This is a genomic window from Gilliamella sp. LMG 34359 (assembly GCF_984569085.1).
In genome coordinates this window covers 2,879,634-2,896,023 of record NZ_OZ474906.1, presented here as the reverse complement: position 1 = coordinate 2,896,023, position 16,390 = coordinate 2,879,634, and the positions used below count along the sequence as shown (strand labels likewise).

Annotated in this window: 11 protein-coding genes and 1 pseudogene; 2 read left to right on the top strand and 10 right to left on the bottom strand. The window is 33.0% G+C overall.

Features of this window, described 5'->3' with window-relative positions; genetic code table 11:
* Nucleotides 1–19: 19 nt before the first annotated feature.
* The 5 genes and pseudogenes from AC5LXV_RS13245 to AC5LXV_RS13225 form a co-directional block, all read right to left on the bottom strand.
* Complete coding sequence (locus AC5LXV_RS13245) at nt 20–700, bottom strand: JAB domain-containing protein (RefSeq protein WP_493466734.1); 681 nt, start codon at nt 698–700, stop codon at nt 20–22.
* A 142-nt stretch (nt 701–842) separates the two neighbouring features.
* On the bottom strand, nt 843–1,169 hold the full coding sequence (locus AC5LXV_RS13240; RefSeq protein WP_493466733.1) for a type II toxin-antitoxin system RelE/ParE family toxin: 327 nt from the start codon (nt 1,167–1,169) through the stop codon (nt 843–845).
* The gene (locus AC5LXV_RS13235) at nt 1,156–1,443 is read right to left on the bottom strand and encodes a type II toxin-antitoxin system Phd/YefM family antitoxin (protein WP_493466732.1); all 288 of its coding nucleotides are present in this window, start codon (nt 1,441–1,443) and stop codon (nt 1,156–1,158) included. Before AC5LXV_RS13235 ends, AC5LXV_RS13240 begins: the two co-directional genes overlap by 14 nt.
* A 353-nt stretch (nt 1,444–1,796) precedes the next feature.
* Nucleotides 1,797–2,192, bottom strand: a pseudogene (locus tag AC5LXV_RS13230) (LysR substrate-binding domain-containing protein); the annotation flags it as partial.
* A 46-nt stretch (nt 2,193–2,238) separates the two neighbouring features.
* A protein-coding gene (locus AC5LXV_RS13225) for an IS3 family transposase (RefSeq protein ID WP_493466731.1) occupies nt 2,239–3,320 on the bottom strand; the annotation gives its coding sequence in 2 pieces (ribosomal slippage) (nt 2,239–3,077 and nt 3,077–3,320; 1,083 coding nt in all).
* Between the two features lie 293 nt (nt 3,321–3,613).
* Here AC5LXV_RS13225 and AC5LXV_RS13220 point away from each other — a divergent pair.
* Nucleotides 3,614–3,895: a YciI family protein gene (locus AC5LXV_RS13220; protein WP_493445094.1), complete on the top strand. Its 282-nt coding sequence runs from the start codon at nt 3,614–3,616 to the stop codon at nt 3,893–3,895.
* Nucleotides 3,896–4,126: 231 nt separating this feature from the next.
* Here the strand turns inward: AC5LXV_RS13220 and AC5LXV_RS13215 are convergent, their stop codons facing one another.
* From AC5LXV_RS13215 to AC5LXV_RS13205, 3 genes are read right to left on the bottom strand one after another with little or no spacing between them, the layout of a single operon-like run.
* Complete coding sequence (locus tag AC5LXV_RS13215) at nt 4,127–5,545, bottom strand: hypothetical protein (protein ID WP_493466730.1); 1,419 nt, start codon at nt 5,543–5,545, stop codon at nt 4,127–4,129.
* 3 nt (nt 5,546–5,548) lie between these two features.
* Nucleotides 5,549–6,919 carry a DUF6384 family protein gene (locus tag AC5LXV_RS13210; protein ID WP_493466729.1) on the bottom strand — a complete coding sequence of 457 codons (1,371 nt, stop codon included), beginning with the start codon at nt 6,917–6,919 and terminating at the stop codon, nt 5,549–5,551.
* Complete coding sequence (locus tag AC5LXV_RS13205) at nt 6,919–8,070, bottom strand: merozoite surface protein 3b (RefSeq protein ID WP_493466728.1); 1,152 nt, start codon at nt 8,068–8,070, stop codon at nt 6,919–6,921. The genes AC5LXV_RS13210 and AC5LXV_RS13205 overlap by 1 nt, the downstream gene beginning before the upstream one ends.
* Nucleotides 8,071–8,743: 673 nt before the next feature.
* On the opposite strand from AC5LXV_RS13205, the gene AC5LXV_RS13200 reads away from it, so the two are divergent.
* Nucleotides 8,744–13,954 carry an autotransporter outer membrane beta-barrel domain-containing protein gene (locus AC5LXV_RS13200; RefSeq protein WP_493466727.1) on the top strand — a complete coding sequence of 1,737 codons (5,211 nt, stop codon included), beginning with the start codon at nt 8,744–8,746 and terminating at the stop codon, nt 13,952–13,954.
* 94 nt (nt 13,955–14,048) lie between these two features.
* On the opposite strand, the gene AC5LXV_RS13195 is transcribed toward AC5LXV_RS13200, so the two are convergent.
* The gene (locus tag AC5LXV_RS13195) at nt 14,049–14,897 is read right to left on the bottom strand and encodes an aldo/keto reductase (protein ID WP_493466726.1); all 849 of its coding nucleotides are present in this window, start codon (nt 14,895–14,897) and stop codon (nt 14,049–14,051) included.
* Between the two features lie 453 nt (nt 14,898–15,350).
* On the bottom strand, nt 15,351–16,229 hold the full coding sequence (locus AC5LXV_RS13190; protein WP_493466725.1) for an SIS domain-containing protein: 879 nt from the start codon (nt 16,227–16,229) through the stop codon (nt 15,351–15,353).
* Nucleotides 16,230–16,390 lie beyond the last annotated feature (161 nt).

Below are 16,390 nucleotides of genomic sequence, written 5' to 3'. Positions count from 1 at the left end.
ATCTACCATATTTTTTCTATTAATTACTGTTTATTTTATTAATAACCTTATTAACAGCTTTTGGTGTAATTTCCATAATTTTAGCAATATCCTCTATAGAAACATTTTTATCTAACAATGCTTTAACCGTTACTAATTCCAATTTTTCTCGTCTTTCTTTTTCAGCTTTAGTCTTATTTTTCTCTAAATCTAATTTTTCCTTAGCAATCTGTTTCTCTTCTTTCCTAATCTGCTCAACCACCTGATAAGTTGGCACATATTTAAGGCTTTTTTCCAACTCATCCATTAAACCAATCGACCTAAAACTAGTATAAGACTCAGAGGAGATTATCAAATGGTCTACAAATTCTATATTTAAGATTTGTCCCACTTGGATTAATCGATCAGTGATATCTTTATCAGTTACGGAGGGTGACAATCTTCCTGAAGGATGATTATGTACAGCGATCACTCGTGAAGCATTTTTCATGACTGCTACACGAAATACATTCATTGGCTCAACATCTACCGATTTATAAGACCCTAAGGCAATGAGTTCAATATATAGAATGTAACCCGCTAGATTCATACCAACAATCCAGAAATGTTCTTTTTCTTGGTCTATTTTGTTGTCACGTAATAGCACATTCTTCATGATATTATAGACATCATCCGTGCCTTCTATATAACGTTTATCGTTTTTAGCGAGTTTTATATCCATTATGAGGTACACTGTGTAAGAATGAGTTTGTTAATGTTATCAATATAACATAATTCCATAAATTCAAAAGCCATTGATAGTATAGCAATAATGGCTAATTATTAGCCTTATTAGCCTTATAGCCGCTAGCTTGTAATATGCGCTACCTTAATAAACGCCGCGTTAATAATGCTTGCATATCACGTCGGCCATCGGTAATTAAAAAGATAACGACCTGTTGGTCGATGATTTTGTAGATAAGCCGGTAGGATTTAAACAAGGTTTGACGATAATCGTGATTGCCTAAATCTAGTAATTCTTTAGGGATACTGCCTTTTTCAGGAAAATGGTTTAAATTATTAGCTGTTTTTAGCAGTTCATCCAATACGTAATCGGCATTTTCAGGGCAGTCATACTCTGCTATATAGTCATAAATGGCTTCTAAGTCTGCCTCTGCATCCTGCGTTAAGACGACTTTATGTGTAAGCATTAAGCTTTTTCCTTTTATTTTTTAGACGGTTAATCACCTCATTTACATCGGTAATTTGTCCTGCCTCTACCTGTTTTTGACCTAATGCCAGAATTTTAAGTAATGCTAGTGTTTCTTGCGTTTTTTCATAGGAGGCAATATCTTGAATGACTGCTTTGGCTTCGCCGTTTTGAGTGATAATTAATGGCTCTCTTGATCTAGTTAAATTGTTCATTACCTCGGCGGCATTAGCTTTTAAGTAACTGATTGGTTTTATCTGCTGAGAATAGCGCATGTATACCTCATATTGTTAAGACTAAATAAAGTCTAAAAAAAGACTTGATCTATTCTAAGCAGTTAAAGCCAAAAAAGCAATCTGTGTTTAATGACAACGACTAACAACTATTTCATAACGTTCATAGTAAAGTCATAATTAAGTACAGAAAACATTAATGCACAGTTATGATATGTTTTTTCAATAGATTAGACCTTTCCTTTGAGATTTGTTTCTCACTCTAAATTTAACTGAAATAATAAATAATTCAAATTCGAGTTATAGTTTATGTATTAAAAACTTTTGAAATCTTAGTAGAATTGCAATGTATTTGTTATTGCATTTTTCAATTTTTATTGTTTCATTGTGTCTATCTATTTTGTTATGCTCATATATTCTATTAAACTATCAACAAATAACCTTACATTTAGCGGTAGGTATTGGGCATGCGGATATAATAAAAAGAATGGCCGTGTTGCGCCATTAAATTCCGTCAATACCTCAACAAGTTCACCACTTTTTAATTCTTTTTCTACCGAAAAACGATAAACTTGCATAAGGCCGGCATGATTTTTGACTAATTCATTAGTTGCCAAAAAATCATCCAGTATTGTATAGTTGCCTTTTATTTCTAACTCTACTGGCTTTCCTTCCTCACAGAAGTGCCATGAGATTTTACGTCCTGTACTCGGTAATTCAAATTCAATACAATTATGTTTTTTTAAATCTTCTAACATGACTGGCATCCCCATATTTTGTAAATATGTTGGGGTTGCTGTAAATACCCCAAACCTAGTACAAGATTCAAGTAGAAAATCATGCTGCTTGTTTTAGTGTTTTATACTCAATCGGTGTCATGTTATTTAATGCCTCATGCGGTCTTTCGGTATTATAAATCGTTAACCATTCTTCGGTTATTCTCCTTGCTTGTGCTAAGTTGTTAAAAAGATATAAATCGAGTACTTCAGTACGATAGGTACGATTAAATCGTTCAATATAGCCATTTTGATAAGGACTACCGGGCTGGATATAATCAATGGCTATATCATGGGATTTAGCCCAGTTTATAAAGGTTTTTCCTGTAAATTCTGGCCCATTATCGACTCGTATTTTTAATGGATACCCATGATATTCAGCCAATTTATCTAAGTAACGGGTAACTCTCCCTGCTGGTAAGCTTACAGCAATATCAATGCCTAGCGCCTCACGATTAAAGTCATCGATGACATTGAATGTCCTAAAGTGACGTTGATTACAACTACTGTCACTCATAAAATCCATTGACCAACATTCACCTTGTTTATTGGGTGCTGATAGCCTTTCTGGGGTTCGTGGGGGAATGCGTTTTTTACGCTTTACCCTGAGATTAAGCTTTAATTCACAATACACCCGATATACTCGTTTATGATTCCATTTATAGCCGAGCTTTCTGATACGATTAAAGCATTTAGGAAAGCCCCAGCGTAAATGCCGGTCTGTGATAGCATTCAACACCGAAACAATCACCGAATCATCCAGTAACTTAGGTTGATAATAGTAAGCACAACGGCTTAAGCCAACAATGGCACAACTCATAGCAATAGTAATAGAATGATTTTGTTGTAGTTGCTGTGCCCACGTTTTACGTGCTTTTGTGGGCTCTAAAGCTTTTTTATAATTTCTTCCTGAAGCTGGGATTTTAAGCTCAGTTCGGCAAACATCTGCTTAAGCTTACGGTTTTCAGCCTCAAGCTCCTTTAAGCGTTTGATATCCGAAGTTTCCATTCCGCCATATTTTTCCCGCCATTTATAGAAAGTTGAATTACCCATGCCATATTTACGACAGAGCTCTTTGACAGGAATACCCGCTTCAGCTTCTTTTAAAATAGCTACTATTTGATGTTCAGTCATTTTTTTCATAATTAAATCCCCTTTACTTTTATCATAGAGAATTTTCTACTTTTTTGCTGTACTATTTTAGGGGATAGTTACAAGTTTCTGTTCTACATCCATTTATAGTCAATAGACTCTTGAAAAATCTTAACGCGAAAAAATGAAGGTATTGGTAAATCAGGATTGATTTTTAATCGAACTATTAACTTTTTTAACTCTTTTTTGTATGACAACAGACAGCATAATAAGCAAGATTTTTAAGCTAGTAAGATTTAGCTAAAGATTTACGTAACTAATTTAAAATATATAAGGAATGTATAATGATAATTGTAACATTTAAGTTTAAAAGACCTTTGGAAGAACTATTAGCTAAATTTGAAGAACATAACAAATTTTTAGATGAGTATTTTGCCAACAATAAGTTTATCGCGTCTGGTCCTTTAGAGAATAAAAAAGGTGCTATTATTGTAGTAATGAGTGATTCACTTGAAGAAGTTAAAAATATTATGAAATTAGATCCATTTTGTGTTTATGACTTGGTTGATTTAGAATTTACCCTATTTCATGCAGCTAAAATCTCGCCTAACTTATTAACTCATTGAGTTTAAATTATCTGATCTGATAGGGTAAAAGTAGGTTGCATTTAATGCACCTACTTAATGAACTATTTAGTAAATACTAAAAAACTTACTTGCATAAAACTAATTTTATTTATATAAAAATTAACTTATCTATAAAATAGTTTTTTCTATCTTTAAATATCTACTAATTTCTTTATATTATTTCATCAATAAAATCTTTTTATAACCATAATATCTTTATTATTTGTATAGTTAAAAACTATCCGTAGTCCGATATCCACCTCCACCAGACGAAGAACTCGATGAATAACCATTACTACTCGATGAGGAACTCGACGAATAACTATTTCTACTGGATGACCGACTTGATGATGATCGCCCTGAACGATTAGACGATGAACTTAAGCTACTTAATACCGACCAGCCACTCTTGGTATTTGTTGAAGTTGTATTATTTTTTAGGACGCGCCAAGCTAGAAGCTCCATGACCATTTTTTCAGGGGAATAACCATGATTTTTTAAGTTTTCTAGTAGGTCATTGAGAGTGTATGAAGAAATATTATATTCATAAAAAGAGCTAGGAACATTATTTTGTCTAAATAGCTTCAGTGTCTCATTAAAGCGAATATAAATCTTTTCCTGATTATTAATTGATTCTTGAACATGTGGTATACGTTCTTCAAGTTGTTTTATTTGTTCATCTATTTCAGGAATTCTCTTAAGTAAGAAATCATCTTCCTTAGATTCTGTTTGTAAGGTTAGCCGCTCAAGTTGTTTAATTGACTGATTTTTTAATAATTTAGCTAATTGCGCTGATAGCTGTTTAAACTGATCACTTTGTCCTGTTTGTGTGCCATTTAAGGTGTCATAAGCCTTTTTCCTTTGTCGTTGGGCATCTTCCAAATCATATTCAATGTTTACCAATTGAGATTTTAGTTGCGGTAGATTCAAACTTTTTTCAACTAATTGTTCTTTATCAAATTTTTGATCTCTGGCTAACTCATATGATTTTTTTTGATTTTCGTATTTTATTTGCGATTCTTTTATTAATGATTCGAGTATTTTTTGATTTTTATAATTTTCATTAAAATGAATAAATCCAGCTATCGTTTCATCTAGATTTCTAAAAATCCAACGACCTTTATAATTATCTTCACCATAGTTTCTTTTGCGCAAATAATTGTAATAACAATTTTTACTGTACTCTGCTAATTTTTTGGTGAACTCTTCTTGGCATAGTTCGTAATCTTTTGTTATTTTTTCTAAAAATCCTTTTTCCTTGGTAAACAGATTAAACAATGCAACATATTCAGGATCGCTTTCAAGTTGCAGCACCTTTTGGGTAGTGAGTTCATCTATTTTTGCATGAATATCTTGCAATTCCTGTTGAAATTGAGCTATTACTTTATCTAAATGACTAATTTTGCTAGTTAAGTCATTAGATAATCCTTGCAATTGCTTAATAATATTTTGTATTTGAAAATTATCATTATGGGGTGATTCTTTTAAATAAATGGTGGCAATTTTTTGATATATACTAGCTTGCTCATTCTTTAATTTTAAAATATCATCAAGAATATCTTGTCTTTTTTGATAAGCTATATCTAACGAGGCTTTAATCTTTTCTGCCTCAGCACAAATTTTCTTTTCAATGCTTTTCGGTTGCTGCATAGTTTACCACTCCAAAATCCGACCTGATTTAACTGATTTTGGACAATTGAATATTAATCTTCCCTGTGGTTTGGTACAAAGTTTATTGTTATCAATATGCCCATCTTGCATTTTATCGGCTTTAACACTGTTATATTGTTCTAAAGTGACTTGTTGACCAAATGTATCCACCAATTTTGATTCCCCTGTTTCAATACTTTTTACCCATAATGAATCTGGATTGTTGGTTGTTGTCATCGGTCTGACGATTAAGTACCAAGATTTACCATTAGTATTGTCATGAGTACGCTCAACTCCTGATTTATAATTTGGGTGATCAACAATCGTTAACGTTAAATTGGTTTGAGCCAGTTTTATATAGTAAGCCATCATTTCTTGATAATGCTCGACATGCTTAAAATTCAAATTTTTTAAATCAGCACTTAAAGCATTTTGCAAGGCAATAACCTCACTCATATCAGAGTTAGGCACATTTAATGCTTGTAACTGTTTCAAGTCAGATTGAATTTTATTTTCAAGCGTTTCTGCACGCCCAACAGAATTATAAAGTGATTCGATTGATTCAAGATCAATATCCTGTTGCCCTTGATTAAGCCTATCAAGCGCTTTATCAACTGAAATTTGTAAAATAGGATATATTTTTTTAGCCTGTATAAATTCATCACTTTTAATTAAATTATTGAGTTTTTTATCCTCCTCAAGCAATTCACTTAATTTTGATATTTCTCTGGCAGCTTGAGATGAAATTGTAGTGATTGAAAAATCAATTTCTTCTAGTTTATAAAGTGTTTCTTGATCATAATTAAAAGTTGGCGATGAATTCTTTGAAGATTCTGAAAAAGGAAGATTAAACTCTTGGTTGAGTATATAACTGATTGAGGTTTTTAAATCTTTTACAGGCACTTGTGCATTATATACCGGAAGCTTATCAAGCGGCAAAAATTCTCTGTTTAGGTCAGTTAAGATTTTTTTTTCAATTAAAATATGACGATAAGTTTTATCGATTTTGTTGTTGAGTTCAAAAATTTTTTTGAATTCGTTACAATTTAGACACAATAGAATACATAAGATCCCAGCAATAAATGGATAAAATTTTACTCTTTTTACGTAACAAAAAGCAAAAAAACGGATTAACCAATTATGTTTAGGCGCAACAAATTGTAATCTTTGGCTGAACCAAAGATTAATTCCTTTCTCAATGATTTCGTCGTTAACAATTTGCCCTTTAACTTGATAATAATTCTTTATATTTTCGGCTAATTTACTACGCAAAGCGTCATAATTTAGGTGCTCAAGTAACAATTGTTGTTTTTGATAAAGTTCGTCAATGATTGCCATTGCACCTAGTTGTTCACTAAGCTTAATATTCGACATTAATTATTAACCTTAAAAATAATATTATTAAAGCGTTGTTTGCCATCTTCAACGATACGATCTATCTCTTTGGCATTATCAATCGATTCATTACGTAGCTCGGCAATTAATTGTTGACTTGATTCTTGATAATTGACAATCGCTTCCACTAAAGCACGTAGAGAATCGGCTTTAATGGTTGAACCATATCCAGCACGTAGACTTTCTTCTAATTGCTTATTACCAGCAGATGCAATGCTTTCAATACCTTTATTCATGCCATCTTTCATTGCTTCTAATGTCTTAGTGCTTTCGCTTAAACCAGTCAAAGAGGTGATTGAAGCACTTAATGCCGTAAAGACAATTTCATTGGTAGAAAAAAAGCTAACACTTTGTTGATAAACTCTTTCTTTCACGGAAGTTGTTTGTTGTATACGGGCAAAAACGGCTTCGGCTGAATTATAAGAAACGGTTAAATTATTGGCTAAATCCAAAATAATTTGATAACGGCTGTCTTCTTGTTGCACATTACGTAATGCCTCGTCACGGATAAGCTCTAAACGTGCTTTTGCCACATGATCATCTTCATTAAAATTATCTACGTCAGCAATGGCAGAGGCTAATTTAACTTTACATTCTTCAAGGCGATCTGTTGCTATTTGCACTAATTCCTGAGCAATGATTTGTGCTTGTTTCAATCCAAATCGAAAATCTTGATAAGCATTTAAAATAGTATGTTCACGCTCAATTTGATTGCCGGTTTCTTGCGATACTTGTAAATAGGTCTTTTTTATAAGATTAAATCGGTCGGGAATAGAACCTCGTTGCAGTTTCATCCAACCAATTTTGATTCTTTCAAAAAAATCTAATTTACCATCATCAAGCCAACCTAACATCTTTTCCATATCCGTTCGGATGCTATCAAAATGATTAACAATTTGGGTATAACGTTGTGAAACTTCAACACCATCAATTTGCTCGCGAACCACTTGGTTGAATGCGCTTTGTTGTTGTAAAGTTCGAGCTATTGTAATAACTCGATTTTTATCAATCTCAGCAACATTATCCAAGAACTTTAAAATCGGTGCATCGGCTTGTGGTTTAATAATAATTCCGATTTTATTTAATAATTGAACCGCTCTATCAACGTAAGATATAACCTGACTAGACATTTCTAAATCCTTTATAATTTTATTTATCGCATCTGCGAATTTATTGAATTATATCTTAATATATTCTTTACAACAATTTTTCTAAATTGTCTTTTTTCACTATTTATTTTATTACCGCGTAGAAGATGTTGAGAATTATGGGCAACATCGTGAGGATGTTATCTGTGCAATGTGGAAAGGTAATCTTGCAATTGGTTCTCAACGGTAAATATTGGTTAAAGTCGTTGATTTACATTCTAAGTTTATTTATGGAGTAATACCTATGGACCTTGCAAAAAAACTATCGATAAACCATAAGTATAAAAATAGTATAACTATATAAGCAAATTTGGATTTTTTAATTCGCATCGACATATTTTGTTCTTTTGATTGCTAAGATTTCTACTATGTGGTAAAAAGAGAGAATTAATATTGTTTTTTTATATGTAAATTTAAACTCATCAATAACATATCTTTTTTCTGCTTTAAATTATTTTTCAATTTACTCATGTTTTTATAAATTGAATCTTATAGTTATTTAAGATTTTTGGCAGTTCCACAATTAGTAATGATTTTCTAACCTTTAATTCCCAAATGGACTAGGACTTATTAGTACTGTGTATTAATTCTCTATCTAATTTTTCCAATGAAAATGTTGTTTGACTAGCATAGATTTATTTCGGGAGAGAAAATAATGAATAAAGTATATAAGTTAGTTTGGAGTGTACGACGTCAAGCCTATATAGTGACATCAGAAAAATCGCAATCTAAAGGTAAATTATTCTTTATTAATTTATTATCAATTGCCGGTTTATCATTAGCAATAATCCCTTTCAGTTATGCCCAATGTGACAGTTCATCGCTCAACAAAAATTGTGGAAAAAATATTACTAATCAAAACCTGAATAAAAATTCTGTTGGCAAACAATCACCAACTTTTATAAGTCAATTTTTGGCAATGACTAACTTTGGCAATTCTGTCGATTTACCTATATCTAACCATGTTGAGTCCAATGACGATGGTTATAACTATATGAGTGGTAATGATATCAATGATATCAATTTAAACCAGTCTGATGGTGAGGTCATTGGTGGTAAAAACGGAATCAATCTTGGCCATAATGGTTCTGGCTCTACAACGATTAATATTTCGGGTGATGTTACGGGTAAGCAAAACGATGGTTTACATGTGGTAAACTCAAATAACACTCATGATTTGAATATCATGGAGCTTATTGATGCCAGTATCCATGGAAAATCAAATGGAATTAATGCGGTTAATTATGGGCATGGTACCACAATGATATCGACCATTGGCTCTGTGGTAGGTGATGATCTTGATGGTATTTTGGCTGTGAATGATGGAGATACTCAGGGATTAAATATAATCCAATCATCAGGTGAGATTCACGGTAAAAAAAATGGTATTAATGCTGATAATAAAGGAAAAGGCAAATTAAATATTGATACTAATGACAATGTCATTGGTGATGAGAAAGAAGGGATTAATGCAACTAATGAACAAAATGCAGGCGATTTAACTATTTCGCAAGATCGTGGTTTAATTTCAGGTGCACTTAATGGAATCAAAGCAAATAATTTTGGTAATGGTTCAACTTCTATCACGGTAGCGGGAAAAGTTATCGGTAAACAAAATGACGGTCTTTTTGCCAATAACAATTCCAACACTCATGATTTAACCATTAGTCAAAAATCAGGCGAGATCAATGGTTTGGCAAACGGCATCAATGCTGTTAATAGTGGCAATGGTTCAACGATAGTCACAACGTCCGGTAAGATAGTGGCTAATCAAAGTTCTGGGGTATCTATTACTAATTTTGCGAATACTCACAAATTAACCTTTAATCAGGTAGCAGGTTCCATTATAGGAAAAGGATCTGGTGTTGGTATTGTTAATAATGGCAATGAAACAACGTCTATTTCTATTATGGGTGATATTGAAGGCCAACATCAAGAAGGTATGTCTGTATTTAGTGGGGTAAACACGACTGGTTTAAAGGTTGAACAGTCGAATGGTAATATCAAAGGGTTAAGTTATGGCATGATTCTAACTAATCAAGGTAATGGTTCAAGCGAAATTAACACTAATGGTACAGTGACAGGTTCTGGGGATGATGGGCTTCGTATAATCAATGGAACTAATACTCGTGATCTCATTATCAATCAAAATGGTGGCGCGATTTATGGTCAAAACGCTGGTATCAATATTACCCATAGAGGTACTGGTTCTTCTAATGTAACTATCAAAGGTAATGTTACTGGCAATATTAATTCTGGCATTATAGCTGCTGCTGATACTAATACCAAGGATATTACTATTTCTCAAGCATCAGGTGAAATTCATGGTAATACAGATGGTATTAATGTTAACCATAATGGAACAGGTTCAACAATTATCTCTACCACAGGTAGCGTGATTGGTGAAAATGGTAATGGTATCAATGCCACGATTCAAACAAATACCCAAAATATTATAGCTAAACAAGAATCAGGGCGTATCCAAGGTGGTCTAAATGGAATTTCTTTAACAAATTATGGCACAGGGTCAACCACTGTTGATACCAATGGTGATGTTATTGGTGGTCAGCATTATGGTATCTATATTAACAACTATAGACATAGCCAAGAAGCAAGTGTTACTCAGTCTGGAGGAAGTATTCAAGGTAAATTAGACGGAATAAATATTGATAATAATGGAGTTAATACCACGACAATAACAGCAGATGGCGACATTATAGGTACTCAAAATAATGGTATTTTAGTAGTTAATGGTGAAAATAGTCAAGGTATTACGGTTTCTCAGAACAGTGGCAATATTAAAGGTAACACTTATGGGATTATTTTGTTTAATAGTGGTAAAAATACTACGTCGGTAAGTGTTTCTGGTAACGTTATCGGCTCACAGAATGATGGAATAACTGTAGCAAATTATGAAAATACCAATGATATTAAAATTGATCAATTAGCTGGTAATATTAAAGGTAAGGAAAATGGAATAAATATAATCAGTACAGGTCAAGGTGCAACGAATATCACTACAAAAAGTAAAATAGTCGCTGAGGAGAAAGATGGGATTACCGCGGCAATTAGAGGCAATAGTAAGGAGATTAATATTATTCAAGCAGGAGGTGAAATCAATGCCAATAATTATGGATTCAATATATCTAATGATGGGCAACGTTCAACACTAATCAGTTTAGCGGGTAAAGTCGTAAGTAATAATGACAGTGTTTGGGTGAATAATGGCTCATCTAGCTCTGATTTAATTGTCAATCAAACTGAAGATAGTGAGATTATTGGGCAAACTAATGGTTTTAATCTTACTAATAGTGGCCAGGGGTTAACTACTATTAAAATTGCGGGTAAAGTTACGAGTAGAAATTTAGATGCCGTTATGGCGGGTAATGAGTTTAACACTAGTGAGTTAATATTTAAGCAAACCACTAATAGTGTTATTCAAGGTGGAATTAATGGTGTAAATTTGGTAAATCGAGGTCAGCGTTCGACCGAGATTTTTATTGATGGCGATGTCTCTGGTATAGGTGGTTCTGGAATTATTGCCACTAATTATGGTAGCGCACAGGATCTATTATTGCAACAAACAAATGGGATTATTAGTGGCTTTGATAAGGGGATTTCTGTATTCAATAATGCTAGTGGTAACACCAAAATCGATATATCAAGTAAAGTAATCGCCAACAATAGTACATCCGGAATAGCCATAAATAGTAATGGTAGAGAAGGGATTAAAACCTATATAAATCTGAATCAAGGTGCTGATGTTTCATCGGCTAGCGGTATTGCGATTAAAAATGATAAAACAGATTCTATAATCTCTTTAAATGATGGTGCAAAAATCAGTGGTAAAATTGTACTTGGAACTGGTAATGATACCTTGTTTATTAATGAAGGTGCAGATATATCGCAACTGATTATGGTTGATGGCGGTAATAAATTTACTCGTCTTGCAGGCTCTTCAGATAATGATACCCTAAATTTGAATAAGCATCTTATTGGATCATCCACCTCTGATGGTTCGCTAAATAATGTGGCTATTTGGGGTTGGGAAAATATTAATTTGAGCGGTAGCGGTAAACTAACGTTAACCGGTAATTTAAATACTGATAATTTAACGCTTGATTCTGGCGCAATAGTTGAACTGCAATCAGGTCTGCACCAATCTATAATAACTGGTAGCGTCAATAACGCTGGTTCAATTAATCTTAATAATGCTTTTACAGGTGACCGTTTAACGGTTACAGGCGATTATATAGGCAATGGCGGTAAATTAATTTTTGATACAGTCCTTCAAGATAGTGATAGTGCTACCGATCGCCTACTAGTAAATGGTAATGTTTCAGGCAACACATGGATACAAATCAATGATATTAATGGTTTAGGTGCTGATACAGGTAATACCAATGGTATTGAACTAATCCATGTTGGCGGTACCAGTAGTGATGATGCCTTTAAAATGCAAGCAGAACATTTAGATGCCGGTGCTTACGAATATTATTTACATAAAGGTGATATTAATAACCAAAATAATAACTGGTATTTGCGTTCTTATTTACCGCATAACCCAACGAATCCAACTAACCCAACGGATCCGACCAATCCAACGAATCCAACGGATCCGACCAATCCGACCAATCCAACGAATCCAACGAATCCAACTAATCCAACTAATCCAACGGAGCCGACCAATCCAACGAATCCAACTAACCCGACGGATCCGACTAACCCGACGAATCCGACCAATCCAACGAATCCAACGGATCCGACCAATCCGACCAATCCGACCAATCCAACGAATCCAACTAACCCAACGGATCCGACTAATCCAACGAATCCAACTAACCCAACGGATCCGACCAATCCAACGAATCCAACCAACCCAACTATTGACCCTGAACCAGGCAAACCGGTACCTCAGATAACCTATCGTAAAGAGGTTCCATTGTTTGGCGCCGTTGCTGCACAGCTTCGTCTAGCGGATAATCTTATGCAGAGTAATTTGCACCAACGCATCGGTAATGTGCCATTGTTGAATTCGCCAATAAGTTGGGGACGAATTATAACCAAGCGAGTGAATTTAAAACAAAATGGCATCGCTAATGCGCATAGCAAAGGAAACTATAGCGGTTTCCAATTAGGCAGTGATATTTGGCAGAATGATGATTGGCGAATTGGGGCCTATTTCGGTTATTTAAATGGTGATTTGAGTGTTGATGGTTTCGCTAGTGGTAAATATAAACGAGTAGGTAATAATGAGATAAATTCTTACTTTTTAGCTGCATATAGTACCTATATGCAGGATGATGGTAGTTATTTTGATATGGTTTTACAAGGAGTTCGTCATCGGGTTGATCTCAATCCAAATGGAAATAAAAATAGTAAACAAAAAGCTAAAGGTTTGAGCGCATCGATTGAAACTGGCAAACCTTTTGTTTTAATGGAGAGCAATTGGAAACTAGAGCCTCAAGCACAAATAATCCACCAATGGCTTGATTTAAAAGATAGTCATATCAGTGGTAAAACCACTGTAAAACATAGTGATAATAATAGTTGGTTATTCCGTTTTGGTGCAAGGTTAGAAGGTAATTATAAAACTCAAGACACTTTATTGCGCCCTTACGCACGAGTAAACCTTTTCTATTCTCCAAATGGTGCGGATCATATTAAATTTGATTGTAAAAATGCTAGTAGCGAATTTAGTAATGGGGGTAAATATTTAAGTTCGGAATTAGCGATTGGTGGCAGTTATGAAATCAATAATCAAATCAATGTATATAGCGAAATAGGGCATACCTGGACTCATGGTGGTGATGCCAGAGTGAAAGCTCCTGTTAGTGCTTCTGTCGGCATACGAGCTAAATGGTAAATGTAAAAAAATCTCAATAAAGTTGCAAAGCCGATATTGTATGTTAAATATCGGCTTTTTCTAACTTTATCTGCATATAGTAAATATTCTAAAACTAAATATTTGGTCGGCGTTGAGTCAACCACTCTACAATGGCCGGATCGCTATGTGAAAAAAACGCACTGGTTGCAGTATCAATAGCGGTAATATCGATCATATCCTTATCTGATAGTTGAAAATCAAATAGATTAAAGTTTTCCATCATACGTTCTTTTCTAACTGATTTGGCCAAACAGACAATTTGTCGTTGAATTAACCAACGTAAAATAATTTGCCCAACCGACTTATTATATTTTTTTCCAATTGCAGTTAAAATTGGATGATTGAAGATATCATTCTTTCCTTCAGCAAATGGCGCCCATGCTTCCGGCTGAATAGTCTTACTTTGCATCCAAGGTGCTGCTTGTAATTGTTGATTAAAAGGGTTAACTTCAATTTGATTTACGGCAGGCTTTATTTTATTAAATGCCATTAAATCGGCTAAACGATCCGGCCTAAAATTACTAACACCAATTGCTCTGATTTTACCTTGCTCATAAAGTTCTTCCATCGCATGCCAAGCGCCATAAATATCACCAAAAGGTTGGTGGATTAAATACAGATCAATATAGTCTACTTGTAATAAATTTAAGGATTGCTCAAATTGGATTTTAGCACCTTCATAACTAGCCCGATTTAACCAAAGTTTGGTGGTGATAAACAGCTCATCTCGGTTAATTCCACTAACTTTAATCGCATCGCCTACTTGGCGTTCATTTTGATAGGCCGTAGCGGTATCAATCAGACGATAACCAACATCAATTGCATCCAATACCGCTTGCTGACACTGCTTTTCATCAATTTGATATACTCCAAATCCAACAATAGGCATTTCAATACCATTATTTAATTTTATCCTTTTCATCATCAGCACCTCTAGCATGAAGTTAATTGAAAATAACTAGTGTTATTATCTGGTTTAGGATTAATTATTAATCATTTTATTTAGTAAAGACAAGACAAATTCATTTTGGTCAAAATAGTTTTGTTACCTAATCAGCTTAAAAACCATTAGTAATGGTTTATTAATTATTTTTTAACTATTGGTTCAGATAAATCTTCGATAAATTATCTACGATTATCGGCAATCTAGCTAACTTTTTAAAAAAATCCCTCAAGAAATTATCTATTTACTAAATTAGCTGTGATGAGGAGTGGTAATAAGTAATTTAATTCATATTATCCTTGTGGATGAGTTTAATCTTTTTAATCATAGTGATACTTAAACTTAGCATTCTGATATTTTTCGATTTTGTATCTGTTTTATATTCCATTATGATTGAAGATTTGTTTCACATTAAAAATTATTCTTATGTGTTTATAGATTTTTTTTATTCATATATTGTTTGTGGGTGGCGCTGTTACTTTCAATCGTATGGTTTAAATTTCTTAATAATAAATTAGGATTATTTTGTACTAACATTAAATAAATAATATCTAAAATGAATAATTGGCATATTCTGGCAAGTCCATTATGACCTTGTAGTGGATCTTTAAATACTGGGGAATATAAGATCAAATCAGATAATTTCTGTAATTTGGAGTTGATATTGCTGGTTATTCCGATAATTGTTGATTTATTTTTCTTGGCAATTTCAATTGAAGATATTAATTCTAACGAATTACCAGATGTTGAAATTACAATTATTAAGCTATTTGAATTTAAATGAGTAGAAGCTAATGACATTAAGTGAAAATCATTATAAGTTTCACTGTAAATACCTAGTCTTAGTAGCTTATGATTGAAATCAAGACAGATTGGATATGATCCACCTACGCCGAACAATAAAATTTTCTCTTTTTCCAAAATCAATTTTACAACTTCAGATATTTTTTTCTCATTTATTAGGGATATAGTCTCTTTTATTGAAGTAATCAAACTAAATTCGACATTTTTAATAATATTATTGAAAGGGTTTTCTTCAGTGATATTCAATTGTTGGTAATCATTAGTTTGAAAATAATTGAGCAACAATTTTTTTAATTCTTTAAATCCTGAACAGCCTAATTTTTTTGCAATTTTAACGATAAGTGATTTAGAAACATTTAGCGTATCGGCTATTTCTTTAATTGATGTATTTTCTACTAAATTTTTAGGGATAAAAAGCCAATTAATAATCACAATTTCAGTTCGATTTAATGTATTAATTAATAATTTAAGTTTAGCAATCTTCTTTAGTTCATCATCATTGTTCATAGTTATTTGAATTTTAAAGTTTAATCTCATAATTGGGATCATATCACATTACTTTTCTAATGTTTATTTAATATAAATAAAACTCAAAAGTTCATAATAATTATTTATTTTCGTGCAAAAATAACGTATTTATATTTTATTAAATAATAATTTCTACTATT

Excerpts from the sequence above, each read along its gene's own strand:
- AC5LXV_RS13240 (WP_493466733.1), bottom strand. The coding sequence starts at position 1,169 with ATGCTTACACATAAAGTCGTCTTAACGCAGGATGCAGAGGCAGACTTA.
- AC5LXV_RS13205 (WP_493466728.1), bottom strand. The coding sequence starts at position 8,070 with ATGTCTAGTCAGGTTATATCTTACGTTGATAGAGCGGTTCAATTATTA.
- AC5LXV_RS13215 (WP_493466730.1), bottom strand. The coding sequence starts at position 5,545 with ATGCAGCAACCGAAAAGCATTGAAAAGAAAATTTGTGCTGAGGCAGAA.
- AC5LXV_RS13190 (WP_493466725.1), bottom strand. The coding sequence starts at position 16,229 with ATGAACAATGATGATGAACTAAAGAAGATTGCTAAACTTAAATTATTA.
- AC5LXV_RS13200 (WP_493466727.1), top strand. The coding sequence starts at position 8,744 with ATGAATAAAGTATATAAGTTAGTTTGGAGTGTACGACGTCAAGCCTAT.
- AC5LXV_RS13220 (WP_493445094.1), top strand. The coding sequence starts at position 3,614 with ATGATAATTGTAACATTTAAGTTTAAAAGACCTTTGGAAGAACTATTA.
- AC5LXV_RS13210 (WP_493466729.1), bottom strand. The coding sequence starts at position 6,919 with ATGTCGAATATTAAGCTTAGTGAACAACTAGGTGCAATGGCAATCATT.
- AC5LXV_RS13195 (WP_493466726.1), bottom strand. The coding sequence starts at position 14,897 with ATGAAAAGGATAAAATTAAATAATGGTATTGAAATGCCTATTGTTGGA.
- AC5LXV_RS13245 (WP_493466734.1), bottom strand. The coding sequence starts at position 700 with ATGGATATAAAACTCGCTAAAAACGATAAACGTTATATAGAAGGCACG.
- AC5LXV_RS13235 (WP_493466732.1), bottom strand. The coding sequence starts at position 1,443 with ATGCGCTATTCTCAGCAGATAAAACCAATCAGTTACTTAAAAGCTAAT.